9 protein-coding genes are annotated in these 14,565 nt (G+C 68.4%); 5 read left to right on the plus strand and 4 right to left on the minus strand.

Translation table 11 applies throughout. The annotated features are described in order from the left end of the window. Window positions 1-28: 28 nt before the first annotated feature. Together ABS735_RS23950 and ABS735_RS23955 are read right to left on the minus strand one after the other, a co-directional pair. Window positions 29-214 carry a DUF397 domain-containing protein gene (locus tag ABS735_RS23950; RefSeq protein WP_373900515.1) on the minus strand — a complete coding sequence of 62 codons (186 nt, stop codon included), beginning with the start codon at window positions 212-214 and terminating at the stop codon, window positions 29-31. Further along, window positions 211-1,071 (minus strand): helix-turn-helix domain-containing protein, encoded by an 861-nt coding sequence (locus tag ABS735_RS23955; RefSeq protein WP_373900514.1) that lies wholly within the window; start codon window positions 1,069-1,071, stop codon window positions 211-213. Before ABS735_RS23955 ends, ABS735_RS23950 begins: the two co-directional genes overlap by 4 nt. A 599-nt stretch (window positions 1,072-1,670) precedes the next feature. Between ABS735_RS23955 and ABS735_RS23960 the strand changes: the two genes are divergently transcribed. From ABS735_RS23960 to ABS735_RS23970, 3 genes are all read left to right on the plus strand, one after another. Continuing rightward, complete coding sequence (locus ABS735_RS23960) at window positions 1,671-4,688, plus strand: GTPase (protein WP_373900513.1); 3,018 nt, start codon at window positions 1,671-1,673, stop codon at window positions 4,686-4,688. After that, window positions 4,666-6,378, plus strand: a complete 1,713-nt coding sequence (locus ABS735_RS23965) for a GTPase (protein ID WP_476755850.1) — start codon at window positions 4,666-4,668, stop codon at window positions 6,376-6,378. The genes ABS735_RS23960 and ABS735_RS23965 overlap by 23 nt, the downstream gene beginning before the upstream one ends. A 160-nt stretch (window positions 6,379-6,538) precedes the next feature. Then, on the plus strand, window positions 6,539-7,636 hold the full coding sequence (locus tag ABS735_RS23970; protein WP_373900511.1) for a PASTA domain-containing protein: 1,098 nt from the start codon (window positions 6,539-6,541) through the stop codon (window positions 7,634-7,636). A 223-nt stretch (window positions 7,637-7,859) separates the two neighbouring features. On the opposite strand, the gene ABS735_RS23975 is transcribed toward ABS735_RS23970, so the two are convergent. Further along, entirely contained in the window at window positions 7,860-8,786 is a 927-nt protein-coding gene (locus ABS735_RS23975) for a phosphotransferase (RefSeq protein WP_373900510.1), read from the minus strand. A 5-nt stretch (window positions 8,787-8,791) separates the two neighbouring features. Next, a complete protein-coding gene (locus ABS735_RS23980) occupies window positions 8,792-11,446 on the minus strand; it encodes an ATP/GTP-binding protein (protein ID WP_373900509.1) in 2,655 nt (884 codons plus the stop codon). A 319-nt stretch (window positions 11,447-11,765) separates the two neighbouring features. Here ABS735_RS23980 and ABS735_RS23985 point away from each other — a divergent pair, with 319 nt between their 5' ends. After that, entirely contained in the window at window positions 11,766-12,227 is a 462-nt protein-coding gene (locus tag ABS735_RS23985; RefSeq protein ID WP_373900508.1) for an ATP-binding protein, read from the plus strand. Between the two features lie 222 nt (window positions 12,228-12,449). After that, complete coding sequence (locus tag ABS735_RS23990; protein ID WP_373900507.1) at window positions 12,450-14,561, plus strand: RNase A-like domain-containing protein; 2,112 nt, start codon at window positions 12,450-12,452, stop codon at window positions 14,559-14,561. Window positions 14,562-14,565: the final 4 nt, after the last annotated feature.

Below are 14,565 nucleotides of genomic sequence, written 5' to 3' on the forward strand. Positions count from 1 at the left end.
GCGGTCTTCGCGGCCACCGGGACACACGTCACACCTCGGTGACAAACCCCACGAAGCGCGACCATCCCTCACGTTCCACAGCGAAGGGCGGGCGCCGTACGTCCTTCGAGTCCCGTACGTGGATGGCCTGCTCCGTGACGGCTACTTCTACGCAATCGTCCCCCGAGCTACCGCTGTAGCTGGATTTGAACCAGGCGAGTTCTGTCGCGCTCATGTCTCTCCTCGCAGTCGCTCCAGCAAGGCCCGCGAGTCTTTCGGGTTCAGGGCCTGCGACCGCAGTGTGTCATAGCGCTGTTGCAGGACTCTCACCTCTTTCGGGTCAGCAATCAGTCGCCCGCTCTCCTGGCCCTCGGAGTAGGCGAGCCGTCGACCTTCCGGTGTCTCCAGCAGACGTAATGGCCCGTCCATACACGAGTGGTACTCAACTTCCAGCGGCACGAGCTGCAAAGCTACGTTGCGAAACGCTGTGCGCTCCAACACGTGCTCCAACTGCTCGCGCCGGACCTCGCCTCCACCCAGGCGGCGCCGGAAGACGGCCTCCTCGACGATGAAGTGGAAGGGAACGGTCGACCGTTCGACCAGCATGCTTTGCCTGTCCAGCCTCGCCACAACCTGAGCCTCGAGCTGCTCATCCGTAAGCAGCGGGATGCGGTTTTCAAACAGCGCCCGCGCATACCCCTCCGACTGCAACAACCCCGGCACCAACCGGCACTCATACGTACACAGACTCACGGCCTCCCGCTCCAGCTTCGCCCACCGCCGAAACCAAACCGCCAACCCCGCCTCACCCCGCGTCAGAAACCGCGCCGAGTGCCGCAACGCCCCGGTGTTCCCCAACGCCTCCTCCGCCCGCTCCACGAAGGACGCGTCCGGCATCCGACGCCCCAACTCCACCGACTCAACCGTGTGCTTGGAGAACCGAACCATCTCCCCGAACTGCACCCGACTCAGCCCCGCATGCTCACGCAACGCCTGAACGACGGCTCCGAACGTCCGCAGGCTGTCCGACGGTCCCGGCTCCCGCTCACACTCCCCGCCCGGCACCGCCGGCTCTACGTGGTCGGTCGTCATTCGAGGCCCACCTCCAGGTGCACACGCGCCAGCTCCCTGGCCGAGAACCCCAGAATGACCGACCCGAAATCGTACCGTCCACCGAACGTGTCCGTACGATGACTCAGCGTACGAGACGGGTGGCGAGCACTCCCAGCGCACCCTTCCCAATCGGCAAGGTCAGGGCCCAGGGGACCCGAAGCGCGCATTGACGCTGTCAACATGCGATCATCCACCACACATGTGCGTAACCGTGTACAGTCAAGGTCGCCTCACCATCTGTTCCGGCATGGCGGACCATGGGGCATCAGGTCAGGGGGGCGCGTTCCGTTTCGGAATCGCGAGAACCGCGCGAGCCTCGAGAGCGCGCGCGGCGAAGGGGGCGGCAGTGGGCCAGGAACCCGTCAGTGGTGGACTCCGCCTCGGGCGCGCCACCAGCAGGCTCAGCACGCGAAAGGCACACCGGGCCGACGTCCTGCGTGTCCCTGAGAACTCGCCCGGCCGCGCAGCCCCGTGAGGACGATCCCAAACCACGGTACCGGCGACCATGTCGCCGTCGGCCTCGCCTCCGCCCGCACGAAGGGCGTGGTCCGTCACCACCGTCCCTACAAGGAGCAACAGTGACCGAGGTGCCCGGAGGCACGAGTCCCCGTACCGAGATCCTGGCCCTCCTGCTCGAGCCGCTGGGGGTCGACGCCATGGCCGGACAGGCCGCGCTACGGCGGCTCGCCGAGAACGTGGACGCGGTGGCGCAGGAGCACGGGTGTGCCGTTCTGCCCGCGTACGGCAGCACGCTTTCGTGCGTCTCGGACGCCGTGTCGGCGTGCGTCGAGGAGCAGGAGCTGGCCGGTATGGCGGCAGGCCCCGAAGATGCCAGGGCTCTGCGGGAGTTGGCGCGGACCGAAGAAGCGCGGTCGCACCTTCGAGCTCTTGAGGGTGTCCCGGTGGAGGCGCTACGGACGGACCGCGCGTCGGTGACGGCCGCGGAACGACGGATACCAAAGGCCCTCGAACCATACTGTCGTGCGGATCAGGACTGGCCCGAGGAGATCTGGCGTTCGATCGGCGACATCGACCTCGACCTCGACCTCGACAGCGTTCTGGCCGACCTGAACCGCCCCCGCGCCACCCGTCGGGCTGCGGCCGCGCGGGAGCTCGTGCTCCAGCACAGCGTCTCGGCGGCCCAGGATCTGCAGAACCGGGAGCTGGCGGCGCGGCTCGAGAGGGTGCGGGACTTCGTCGCGGCGCGGACGGCGTACGAGGCGTTCCTCTCCGCACGGCCGGAATGGTGGCGTTGGCTCGGGCCTGACGCGCATTCCGGGTTCAGGTCGGACCGGCGTGACGCCCTCGTGTGGGTGCTCACGGCCCGCGACACCGGCGCCCTGTCGGGGAGCGCTCTGGAACTGCTCGCAACGGACGACTGCCGGGCCGTGCTCGCACACGCGCCGGGGCCGACGCCGACACTGGCAGTGGCGGCCTCTCCCGCCTCGGCCACGCCCCTGACCGTACCGCCGCCGGCCACGAGTTCGGCGGCACGGCTCGCCTCGGGGCTCCTCGCGGTCGGCTCCCGGCACGACGCCGGCCGGCTGCGAGCTCTCGAGTCCTGGTACGCCAAGAACATCGCGCTGTTCGACCGCGTGGCGGCGGCCATGGACCTGCGGGAGAGCGAGCCCGGGCTCCGCGAGGCTCTCGACCCCCTGGTCGGCGAACTCGCCCTACCGCCCGGAGCGGTGGACACGAGCCGCTCGGACTACCGCGCCGTCCAGGCCGTTCTCCGGGCCGAGGTCGAGGACCTCCTGCGGCGAACGGGGCGAACGGGGCACTCCGAGCACGCCGTGGCGAGCGAGGGACTCGTCAGGGTCATCGGCCGCGTCGGAACGGTCGAGCGTGAACTTCGCAATGCCATACAGCCCCTGCCTGCCGTCCGGGGCAAGCTGCTCGTGGCCGTGGCCGGAAGAACCAAGTCCGGGAAGACCACGCTCCGCAAGGCCCTCACGCGCGACGCGGACCGGTCCGGGATCGGACGAGGGGCGCACCGCACCACACGGAAGACCACCGCTTTCGACGTCGGACCCGTGACCTACCTGGACACACCCGGCTTCGCCGCGAAGGACGACGACTTCGACGCGCAGCACGCGCGGGCGGCGTGCGACAGCGCCGACGCGGTCATCTGGAACTACGCCGACACGATGCGTGACGAGGAGGCCGCGGAGTTCCAGCGGCTTCTCCTCTCGGGGAAGCCGCTGCTGGCCGTCGTCAATGTGAAGGGGAAGGTCAACGAAACCGCGCGCCTCGCGGTCTTCGCCAACTCCCCCGACAGAGAGTTCAGAACGGCGTCGGGGCACGCCGCTCGCATCGAACAGGTCGCCCGCGCGGCCGGGGCCGCCCCGCCCGTCATCCTCGCGGTCCACACCGGTGCAGCCCACGAGTCACTGTCCGTGGAGGATCGCGAGTTGGGCGACAGGGCCATGCGGGCGAGCAGACTTCTCGAACTGGAGCTGGCGCTCTCCCAGCTCCTGGCAGAGCGATCGATTCCCCTTCGTGCCGTACGGCTGGCCGAGGACGTGCGACGGCCGCTCGCCGCCTTCCACGACCGGGCGGCCGAAGAACTCCCGCGGATCGCTCTCGCACTCGACGCACTGGAACGCTCGACGCCGGGTGAACGGGCCGCGCTGCTCGAAGCGTTCCGGACCGCGGGCCGCGAGGCACATGAACGCCTCGAAGCCGAACGTCACCGGGCCCGGGAGCGGTTGCCGGAAACGGTCCGGAACCTGGGCGGCGAGGACCACGCACAGCGGTGGAGCGACTTCCTCACCGAACTGGAATGGGACGGCCTCATCCTCGCTCTTGAGGACGAACTCGTGCGGCGAGCGCGGGAACGGGGACGGACGCTGCGTGCCCCCGCAAACGCCCCGGAGCGACAGGACGACGAACACCCGCGCGTGGAACCGCACCCCGCCCCGAAGATCGCGTCAGCCGCCGTCAAGGGGGCGGCCACCACCCTCCTGGACTCGTTCTCCGCCCAGGGTCTCTCCAAGGGACTCACCAAGGTGTTCTCCAAGAAACTGGCCACCTCCGCCGCCACCACCGCTGCCTCCGCTCCCGTCACCGCGGCGCTCTACGCGACGGATGCCCTGCTCGGAGCGATGAAAGCGGTGAGCAACGAGATCGACCGCGCACGGCAGGCGGAGGAGGAGTGGACCAAAACGGCCTCGGAAGTGGCAGAGACCTGCCTCGACGATCTGTTCGACTGGGTCGACGCCCGGCTGGCGATGGTCCTCGAGGACGCGACGGCCCAGGTCGAGGCCCAGTTCGCGGCAGAGACCGCGGGCATCGGCAGCACCCGCGAGCGGTTCGAACGGCTCGGCCGGCTGCAGTCGTCCGTGCGGTCCGCCCTCGACGCGATCGACCTCACCTTGGCACGCCGGCTGCTGGCTCTCGCCGGCGGGGAGCCGACGGCCGTCCGCCGAGCACGCCGGACGCCGGGGGGCGAACTCCGCGTCTGGACCGATACGTCCCACGTCGCAGACGTGCGGGCACACCTGCACAAGCACCTCGTGGATGTCCTCACCGAGCGGATCGAGGTCCGCCCGGATTCAAGAAGCGGAGAAGGCGATGGGACTGCGGACGACGGCTGACGGGGGGCCGAGCGCCCCCGTGCTGGCCCTGAGTGCACGGGCCGAGGAGGTTCTGAACGCCCACCCGCGCACCCGGGACCTGACAGCCTCCCTGCCCCGCACGGACACGAGCCCGCTGCGGATCGCGCTCCTGGGCCCGTACAGCGCGGGGAAGTCGACACTCATCGCCGCACTCCTCCGACTCCCGGCGGCAGAGGTCGAAAAGCTCGTCGACGCGGCACCCAAGACACTGGAGGAGACGCCGTACCCGTGGAACGGCGTGACCCTGGTCGACCTGCCCGGAACCCTGTCGGGCGACGACTCGCACCTAGCCTCGGCCGAACGCGGTGTGCGCGGCGCGGACGCGCTGATGATCGTGACGACGAGCGAACTGCCCGGCGAAGCCGAGACGGAGGCCATTGTCAGGGCCCTCGATGCCGACGGTTTCGCCGACCGGAGCGTGGTCGTCGTCAACAAGATGAACGCCGAGAACAGCGACCGCGAGGTCATTCTCGGCGAGATACGCAAACGGCTCGGCCCCTTCGCCGACCGCGTCCCGATCGTCCCGACTGACGCCCGCGACTTCCTCGACGCGGCCAACGATCCCGACCTCACCGATGAAGAGCGCGAGTTGCTGGCTTCGGGGAGCGGCATCGACGCCCTCACCACCGAGTTGCGGAAAGTAGTCGCTCCGGGGGTCAACGGTCTCCGTCCCAGGGCGCAAGCTTACGAAATCCTCCGGGTTCTGGCGGACGCCGAGGAGATGTGGCACCTGCAGGGCGAGGACCTCGACGCCGTGCGGACCGCGGAGAAGGTCGAGGCGTCGCTCTCCCGCGCGAGGGAGGGCGTGCTGAAGGCCTTGGAGAGGGAGAGCGAGGTCGTCGCCGCCAGGATCAGAACGGAAGGGGGCCGGATCGCCGACAGTGTCTCGGAAAAGAAGGGCACCGTCCCGACCGGCATCGCGACCGACGTCGCCGGAAAGCTGGTCGATTCCCACACCGACTTCGACATCAGTTTCTCCTCCGCGACGAGGGCGGCGTACGACGCGCTGACCGCCGAGTACGGAGATGTCGTACCGGAGCCCGAGGAGTGGGTGAACGACGTCAACCCGCCCGAGGCGAATCCCGCCACACCCGCGAAGTCACCTCTCGAAGAAGCGGTCAAGAAGGCGGCGGAGCAGGCCGCGAAGCAGGGGGCCGGAAAGCTGTCGGAGTGGCTCAGGAAGATCGCGAGCGACAAAGAGCAGGCAGCTGCCGTAGTGGACTGGCTCAGCAAGAACAAGGTGGGCCAGAAGCTGCTCGACTCCGGCGGGAAGGTCACCAACGGCGCGAAGAAGTTCAAGCCGTGGGGCAAGGTCAACGCGACCAACAAGGTCTCCAGCTGGGCCGGAAAGGCTCAGTGGGCACCGATGGTCATGGGCCCCGCCCTGGACGCGGTCAGCATCGTCAAGGACCAGAGCAATCGAATGGCGGTGGACAAACACCGGAAGGAAATCCGGGACCATTTCGCCAACGTGGCGCTCCAGCAGCGGGACGGCCTGGTTGACGCCGGCGAAGAGCACTTGCGCGGGTGGATCGCCGACGTGGAACACGCCCTGGGCGATCTCACCCGCCCGGGCGGACAGATCGGCGCCACACGCGAGGCGGCGCTGAAAGAGATCGGAAGTCTGCGCGACGCGGCCAGCAGGCTCATCGAGCAGGCCGCAGGCTGACCCGGCGGGCCGGGCCCCGGCAGGCGGACGTCCCGGCGTACGCGGTCAGTGAACGACCGCTGACGTAACACTGGCCCGTTCATTGCCGTTGAACGCCTTACCCCTGACATGAGTCGGCCGGTCCGATCAGCCCTGAACACCGGAGAACAAGAGAGCAACCGTGAACCCGTACAACACCCCTACCATTCCTCCCCCGTCCCGGCCCTGGTGGAAGACCACCCCCGCCCTGCTCGGCTTCCTGGTCCTCGTCGCCCTCCTCAGCGCGGTGAGTCTCGGGCTCGGCTTCCTCGTGATGATCGCTGTCATGGTGGCCGTGTGGGTCCTGCCTGCATGGCGCTGGTACGCGAAGCTCGGCGCCACGTTCGGCGCCTTCTTCCTGATGCTGATCAGCGCCGGCATGAGCGGGCAGCTCGAAAACAGCGAGCCGGACAAGCCCGTAGCCAGCGCACAGGACACGGACGACAAGAACACCGAGGCCGCTCCGTCCGCCGCCCCGGCGAAAGCCCCTGCACTCGCCGACTACACGGGCAAGGCCCTCGACGAGGCGGAGAACGGCGCTCGTTCGGCCGGCTTCACGTCTGGGCGTCACGACGCGTCCCAGGAAGGCCGTGCCATCGCCGTGCGGTCGACCTGGACGGTGTGTTTCCAGGAGGCCGACACCGCCGCGAAGTCGGTCGCCTTCGCCGCTGTGAAGGACGACGAGCCTTGTCCGTCGAAGGACGGCGGCCCCCTCCCGTGGCCGACGATGCCGGATGTCGTCGGCGACACCTACAACACGGCGGTCAAGGCGCTGGACCAGGCCGGCATCGACCTCGACAGCATCACGCTCGACGACGTCTACCTCGACATCGACGCGCCCACGGCCGAGGAGGCCGCCGAGGAAGGCGACGAGTGGCGGGTGTGCTTCCAACGCCCCGACGAGGACGACGAAGTCACTTCCACCACCACGGTTCACCTCGACCTGGGTCAGTGGACCGACGCCGATCTCGTCCAGAAGTGCCCTTCGAAGAAGGACACGACCTACAAGATCCCCGCCAACGACCCCAACCACCACGACGGCAGCAGCAGCGACAGCACGACTGGCGGCGGCGTTTCAACGGGAGGTGACTCCTCGTCGTCCGAAGACGGCAGCAGCAATGTCGGCACCGTGCACCCCGGCTCCTTCTGCTCACCCCCGGGTGCCACCGGCGTGACCAAGGCGGGGACGCCCATGGTCTGCGGCCCCGGCTCCGATGGCCGCGACCGCTGGCACTCGTAGCCGTAGGTCCCGCAGAGCAGCGCTCCGACGCCCGCCCGGGATACCGAGGCAGCCGGGGTGAGCGTTGAGCCCGGCGAGATGATGGGACAGTTCGTCTCGAGCGACATGCCGTCCGCACTGCGGCCCGCACAGGACGAACTGTCCCATCACCGACCAGCAGCGGCTCGCCAACCGTGCCCGGCGACAAGGCTGCGCCCTCGGGGTTCAGCGACCGCCGAGGGGCTCACACCCGGCGGGCGACCGACTCAGTGAACCGAACCATCGCCCGGTGGTACGTCGCCCTGTCGGGGTTCGGGAACCGGACATTGTGGCGGTAGTAGCGGTGGAACGCGATGATGAGTGCCGCGTGCTCGATCTCGAACGGCAGGAGCGCGCGGTCCGCGGAGGTGAGAGGGCGGCTCTTCTCGTACCCGTCGAGAAGAGCGTGGAGACGATCGGTGGCGAGAAGGCCGGCCTCGTCCTGGGCAAGGCCGACGGCTGCCATTCCCAGGTCGAGCAGGGGGTCGTCGACAGAAATCGTCTCCCAGTCCAGGACCGAGAGTCCGCCGTCGTCCCGGACGATGAGGTTGTCGTCGAAAAGGTCCCCGTGGATCAGGCACGGCGAGCGGTGTGTGTCGGCCTCAGCGTCGCGAATGCGGCCCAGTCGCGAGGTCAGCCATTGAGCGAACTCCTGGTCGGCGAAGCCCGGAATCGCGGCGAGGTGCTCCGGGGACAGGCGTCGAGCACCGACGGGGACGTCGACCAGACTTTCGGCGTTCGGGGCAAGTGCGTGCAGACGGACCAGCAGGTCGCCTGCATCAGTGAGGAGAGCGAGCGGCAGCGGTTGCTGTACGCCGCCGGCGATCCACTTCTTCAGGACGAGGAGGCGGCCACCGGTCGAAGCGATCAGTGCGCCGTCCGTGGTCGGGACGACCTCGCTGGTCGGCACCCCGAGATCATGGAGGGCCCGGGTGTGGGCGGCGAGAGCGGTCGCGGATTGCTCGTCGTGGTTGTCGAGCGAGGTGAGGACGTACTCCCCCTGCTGGGAGCCGAGCCTGAAGCTGGAGTTCGCGGCGCCGCCGGAAAGCGGGGCAATGGACACACCCGTCAGCCCGTACCGGCTGGCAACGGCTGCGAGGTCGATCTGGTCGGCCGTGGTGTAGTGAGCCACCTGGTTCAAGCTCCTTGACGTGCTGTTGCCGACTCGCGTCGGCGGTCCTCGACGAGGCCGGCCCAGCGTGCCCCTACATGAGTGGCGGTGTCCAGCCATGCGGCCCGCGGCAGGCCGTCGGGTGGTTCCTCGTCTGCCATGAGGTAGGTCAGTTCGGCGAGGTACGCGAACTCGGCTCCGTTGACGCAGTCCTCCATCAGGCGCTGCCGTGCCGAGGTCAGCGCATCCGGCGCGCCGACGACCAGGGCGTGCAGACACTCGGCGAAGCGGACGTAGGCGACTGACGACGTGAGTCCGGCCGCGACCGCTTCCCTGGCCACGGCATCAGCGCGCTCCGGCAGGTCCGGCGTGATACCCGCGTCCCTCACCAGCCCCGCGATGCGGGTTTGCGTATCGGCCCACTGAATCGACACCCCTGCGAGGAGTTCCTCGGCCCGGGCGATCTGCTCGGCCGCACGGGGGCGGTCCTGGAAGGCCGCAGCGAAGGCGAGGCAGGCCTGTGACAGGGCGGCTTCACCGATCTGTCCGGCTGCCAGAGCCTGGTCGCGACTGGTCGCGTACGAGGAACAAGCCAGGGCGATGGATCCCTGCGGCCACCACAGATCGCCGAGGACACGGTCCTGACGTCCCTCTGCTCCGAGCTGCAGGGCCGCTTCCCGGGCCTGGGGAAACTCACCCAGGCGGCGTCCGAGGTGGACCAGCCCCCGGCGAGCTGTCGCGGCCAGGCGGCCGTCCAGGTCGGCAACACGCTGCATGCCGGTCAGGGACTCCTGGAAGTTGCCCAGGTCCCGGTCGCACTCTGCCAGGAAGTATCGCGGCAGTTCCTCCAGGCTCGGCGGCAGAACGCCGGCCTGCAAGACGTCGCGCAGTTGTTGTGCTGTGCTGCCGCGGTGCCGGCGCTGCCGTTGGGCAACGGCGGAGAGAGTCGTGGCGAGCGCTTGGGCAGGAGTGGGGGTAGCTCCGTTCAGCGGTCCTGCGGGCGGTTCGATGGGTTCCCAGACGAAGTCGTCGACGTACTGGAAGGCGGCGTCCTCCAGCCAGCCGAGTGGAAGGGCGAACTGGTGGGACAGTGCCAGGCCTTGACGGAGGGCAGAAATCAGGCGTGCTCGGTGGGACTTGTCTTCACGACCGAGGGCGTCGAAGGCGCGCTGTGCGGCACGCAGCCAGTCGGCGCTCGTCCACCGGTCGTCGCTGGTCGAGTCCGCTTCCCGCACCGCATCCCGGACCAGGGCGTGCAGGCGGTAGGGCCAGGGAGCGCCGGGGTCCTGCTCGATGAACGGCCGGTCCACCAGGTTCTGCGCCGGAGCGTCGTGGTCGAAACCTGCGGCGGCCGAGGCCAGCGGGACGGAGAAGGACTCCAAAAGGCTGATGGACCGAACGACACGTCGTGCCTCCGGGGGCAGATCACGGAAGGTCCGGGCGACGAGGGCGGGAAAGTCGAGGTTGAAGTCGTGCACAGAGGGAGCGTTGCCCGACCGACGGTACAGATCAAGGAACCGCATCGCGGCGAGGTCGAGGTACAGCGGCAAGCCATGCGAGTTCGCCGTAATCAGATGCCGGGTCGCATCGTCCATCATCGGGCGGCCGTCACGCGTCAGACGCTGCGACAAGTACGTCTCACAGTCGCTGGCGGACAGATAGCCGACGGTGTGCTGCCGTGGCTCGCGCGTCGCGCCACCTACGAGCTGGGGCCAGCACTCTGGTCCTGCCCAGTCGAGCTGTCCCTCGAGTCGCGGGTCGTCCCACTGGAGACGATTGCGGCCGGTGACGACGAACAGGACGTTGGGCATCAGCCACACCACTCGCTGGACAAGGCGCTCCAGATCACGGTGCACCCGATCGCCCACGTCCTCGAAGGTGTCCAGCAGCACCACAAGGGTGGCCCGGTGCTTGGTGGGGAGGCCCGCCAGGTCCCAGGCCAGCAGGTGCGGGTAGAAGCTGAGCGCATCCTGGTCGGGTGCGGCTTCGAGGAGGTCGGCGAAACGGTCGCATTCCGCCAGCGCCCTGATCCGGTGGTGCCTTTCCCTCAAGGCGTGGACAACGGTCCGTAATCCCTGGCCGACCACTTGGCCCATCGTGCCGGGGAGAGCCACCGCCTGCGCGACGTCCGCCAAGGCCGACTGCATCTGACCGGACAGGTTCCGCGCTCCGGGAAGGGAGCTCAGCCGGGTACGACGACGGACGTACTCGTCGAGCGGTTCCCCTGCGTGGTTGTGCTCCCAGTAGCGTTGCAGAGCCAGATCGAACGTCGGCATCGGCCGCCCGATCTCCGCCGCGGCGAGCCTGATCGCCAGGACCAGTGACTCGAAGTCGACGCCAGAGTCACGCGACAGGTCTACGCGCACCGGAACGACGGGGCCGATTCCGTCGTCCAGCGGAGGCCAGTGCCCCTCAACCGGGAGCCCTCCCGACAGGTGTCTGGCCAACCATCGGGACAACGTCGACTTGCCGATGCCGCCAACGCCGTAGAACGTGAGCACATTGGTGCGGGGCGCCTCGAGGTCTTGCACGTCGAAGCCTTCGGCGCGGACCACATGGACGAGACGGGAGAGACTCTGCGCCACCGATTCCCACTCGTCGCGCCTGTCCGCGAAATAGTCGACCGCCTTGACCTCGCGATCGTTCGAACGGAACAGAGCCCTCAGATCCGACCTGCTCACCAGCGCCCCTCTATGTCGACAACGGTGCCAGAAGAGCAGCCGGTCTCACACTCCGTCAAGTCTCGGTCACCCTGGGGCGGAGCCTTTCGGACTGCCCGCCCATCGGCATGCGCGTCTCCTTGTGACCACAGGACGTCACCGATCCAGGCGGAAAGCCGAGCGCCAGCGGTCGCGCCGTGCGTGTCACGCCCTGCAGTCGCCAGTTCGCACTCCCAGGGGTGCCATACCCGCGTACAAGGCGCAAAGGGCGACCGTACGACAACGGTGCGTACGCGGGTCACCCCTGGCGGACGCCCTCCGCGCCCGCCACCGTGGTCCCATGAGCACAAGCACCCCCCAGCGCCCCGCCGCCATGCGGACGTCCACGCTGCAGTTCTCGTCCACCAGGCGCGGTGCCCGTCTCGCCCGTCTGCTCACCTATGAGCAGTTGCGGACCTGGCAGGTGTCATCCGACGTCATCGACCGGGCGGAGCAGATCGTCGCGGAGCTGGCCGCCAACGCGGCGCTGCACGGCCGGGTCCAGGACCGCGACTTCCGTCTCACCCTCACCCACGACTCGGCAGCCGGTGTCCTGCGCGTCGCGGTCACCGACGCCCGCGGGGACCGGCCGCCCTCTCCCGTGACGGACTTCCTCACGCCGCCGCCGCCGGACAGCGAGTCGGGCCGAGGCCTGCTCATCGTCACCGCCCTCGCCGACCGCTGGGGCAGCGAGCCGTATCCGCCCGGCGGCAAGACGGTTTGGGCCGAGTGCGAGTACCGAGCGGCTGATCACTCCCACTGATGTCCGTCCGCCGAATTCAGCACTGCACCGACTCTCACTACGCACTCAGGTGCCTTGTTGCGGAAGCACGGGTCGCTTGACTTTCGCAACTTCGCGATCAAGCCAACAAGTCAATCTGCGTTGCCCAGTGTGCTGTTACCGCATACCTTGTCCTTCGCCTTCACGAACACAGAGCATGTCGTCGAGAAGAGGCGGGGGCGGGGGCGGGGCATGGTTGTGGTGATGGCTGCCGCAGCCGTGTGGGGCGTGCTGCAGTTGTTCGTCGTCTCCTGGCCGACACGTTCGCTGCGGCTGTCAACCGTGCTGATCGCCTTCGCTGTGGGCGTGTACGGGTGCGGTGTCGCGACGGGCCTGATCGAGTTCGCGTACACGCGCCTCTACGCCAACCAGTCCGGGCTCTCGCTGGTGAAGGTGGAGGACATCACCAGCTACACGGTCGCGCCGTGGCTGGAGGAACTGGTCAAGGTAACTCCGCTGCTGCTGGCCGGACTGAGCATCAAGGTGCGGCGGCAGTGGGGGCTGACCGACTACGTAGTAGTGGGCGCAGCCCTGGGCGGTGGTTTCGGACTACTGGAGGCGGTGCTCAGGTTCGGCCTGGACGGGGATCGAGCCATCGTGCGGGACGGCGCGTGGGTCATCCCTGACTCGCTCTTCGCACCCTACGTGCCGAGCCCTGACCAAGTGCTCACCGCCTGGCTGCCCGCACCGTTCGGACAGTTGTCGACGGGAGCCGTGCCGACCACGGACACGTTCACACACCTCGTGTGGACGTCCGTGGCCGGATTGGGCGTCGGCGTGCTGTGGCGGACCCGGGGCTGGGTGCGCCTCCTGGCACCGGTACCGCTTCTCGCTGCCTCGGTGTACCACACGCTGCACAACTACACCGTGCAGGAGCCCGGTGAGTGGGCCGAGTCATGGCTGGAGGTGTTGGACGCGAACGCGTGGGCTGCGCCGCTCGCGTGCTTGGCCGTCGCCATGGCCGTCGACGTCCGCCAGTTACATCGCGGCAAGCGGACCATGCCTGACGTACTGCTGGCCGCTGAGCGTGCCGAGGGTGACAGCGTGGGGGCTCTTCTGCGTTATGCCACTTGGTACGTCCCGTGGAGCCTGCTCATCGCCCTGCGCTTCGTGCGGCTGCGCCGCTCCCTGCTTTTCGCGACGGCCGTCTCGACGACGGGACACGACACGGAAGGGCTGCGGGCCGCCGTCGCCGGGATCACCGGCCGAATGGACGCCTCCGACCGCCAAGGGGCTTGGCAGCGCGACGTTCTCCGGGCTCGCCTGAAGGCCGCCCGTGCGCGCTGTCCCCATCGGATATGGCTGGTGCTCATTCCCTGGGTTCTCAGTCTGCCGGCGCTGCTGTTCCTCGGTGTCGGGTCCTTCACCACCACGACCGGCGTGCAGGAGTTCTTCAGCACCGGCGCGGGACCGCGGATACTCATGGGTTTCTGTGTCGCCTCCCTTCTGTGGATTGTCTGGCAGTTGGCCGTCCTGCTCCGCACTTGGCGAGTCGTCTCCCACCAGTTGCTCGCAGAGCCGTTGACCGTCCATCGCTTCCGTCTCGGTGTAGCACTCGGGGCAGGCATCACCGGCACGTTCCTGCTCAGCCGCGGCTTCGGCGACGCCGGCCCGGACGGCAAGGCCATTTCCACCTCCCACCTGCTCGACACGCTCGACTGCTTCCTGGTCAGTCTCGGCTTCGCGCTCGTTCTGCTGTCTCTCCTCGCGCTCTTCCCACCGGGCGGAGTTGTCCTGGCCGGAGTCGGTTCGGTCGGCTCCGCCGCGACCGGAACGGTGTTCCCGGCCGCGCTTCTCGGGACTGCGGGCATCGTCCTCATGGTCGCGGGCGCCGGCGGTGGCCCGGCGGGAAGCGGCACTCAGGACGGCTTGTCGCAGCATGCCTGGCCTCGCAGCAAACGGAAGGGGCCGGTCAAGCCCAGGCACCGCGCCGACGTCAAAGGAGACGAGGGCAAGAACGGTTCGCACACGATTGAGCGCCATGTGGAAAAGACCACGCGGGACATGCGCAGCCGACTGCGCAACGAGCCGCAGCTCGACGCGGACTCACGCTTCCTCCGCGAGGCCGATGCCCAACGCTTCGCGGACGGAACGCTGCTGCGCAATCAGAAGCGCATCGGCAACTGGCTGCAGGGGAAGAAGAGCAAGCTCACCCTTGACGAGACCTTCGCCGAAACTACGGGGCTGCGCCTGACCCGGTACGACGCCAAACACGGCATATCGCCGCGAGAGGTGCGTTCGGTCCGTGTCATTCTGAAGCGGGACCCCGGTGCCCCCTCCGGCTACCGAATCCTGACCTCGTTCCCCACTCCCTGACCGA

Source organism: Streptomyces sp. MMCC 100, from assembly GCF_041538145.2.
Lineage (GTDB): Bacteria > Actinomycetota > Actinomycetes > Streptomycetales > Streptomycetaceae > Streptomyces.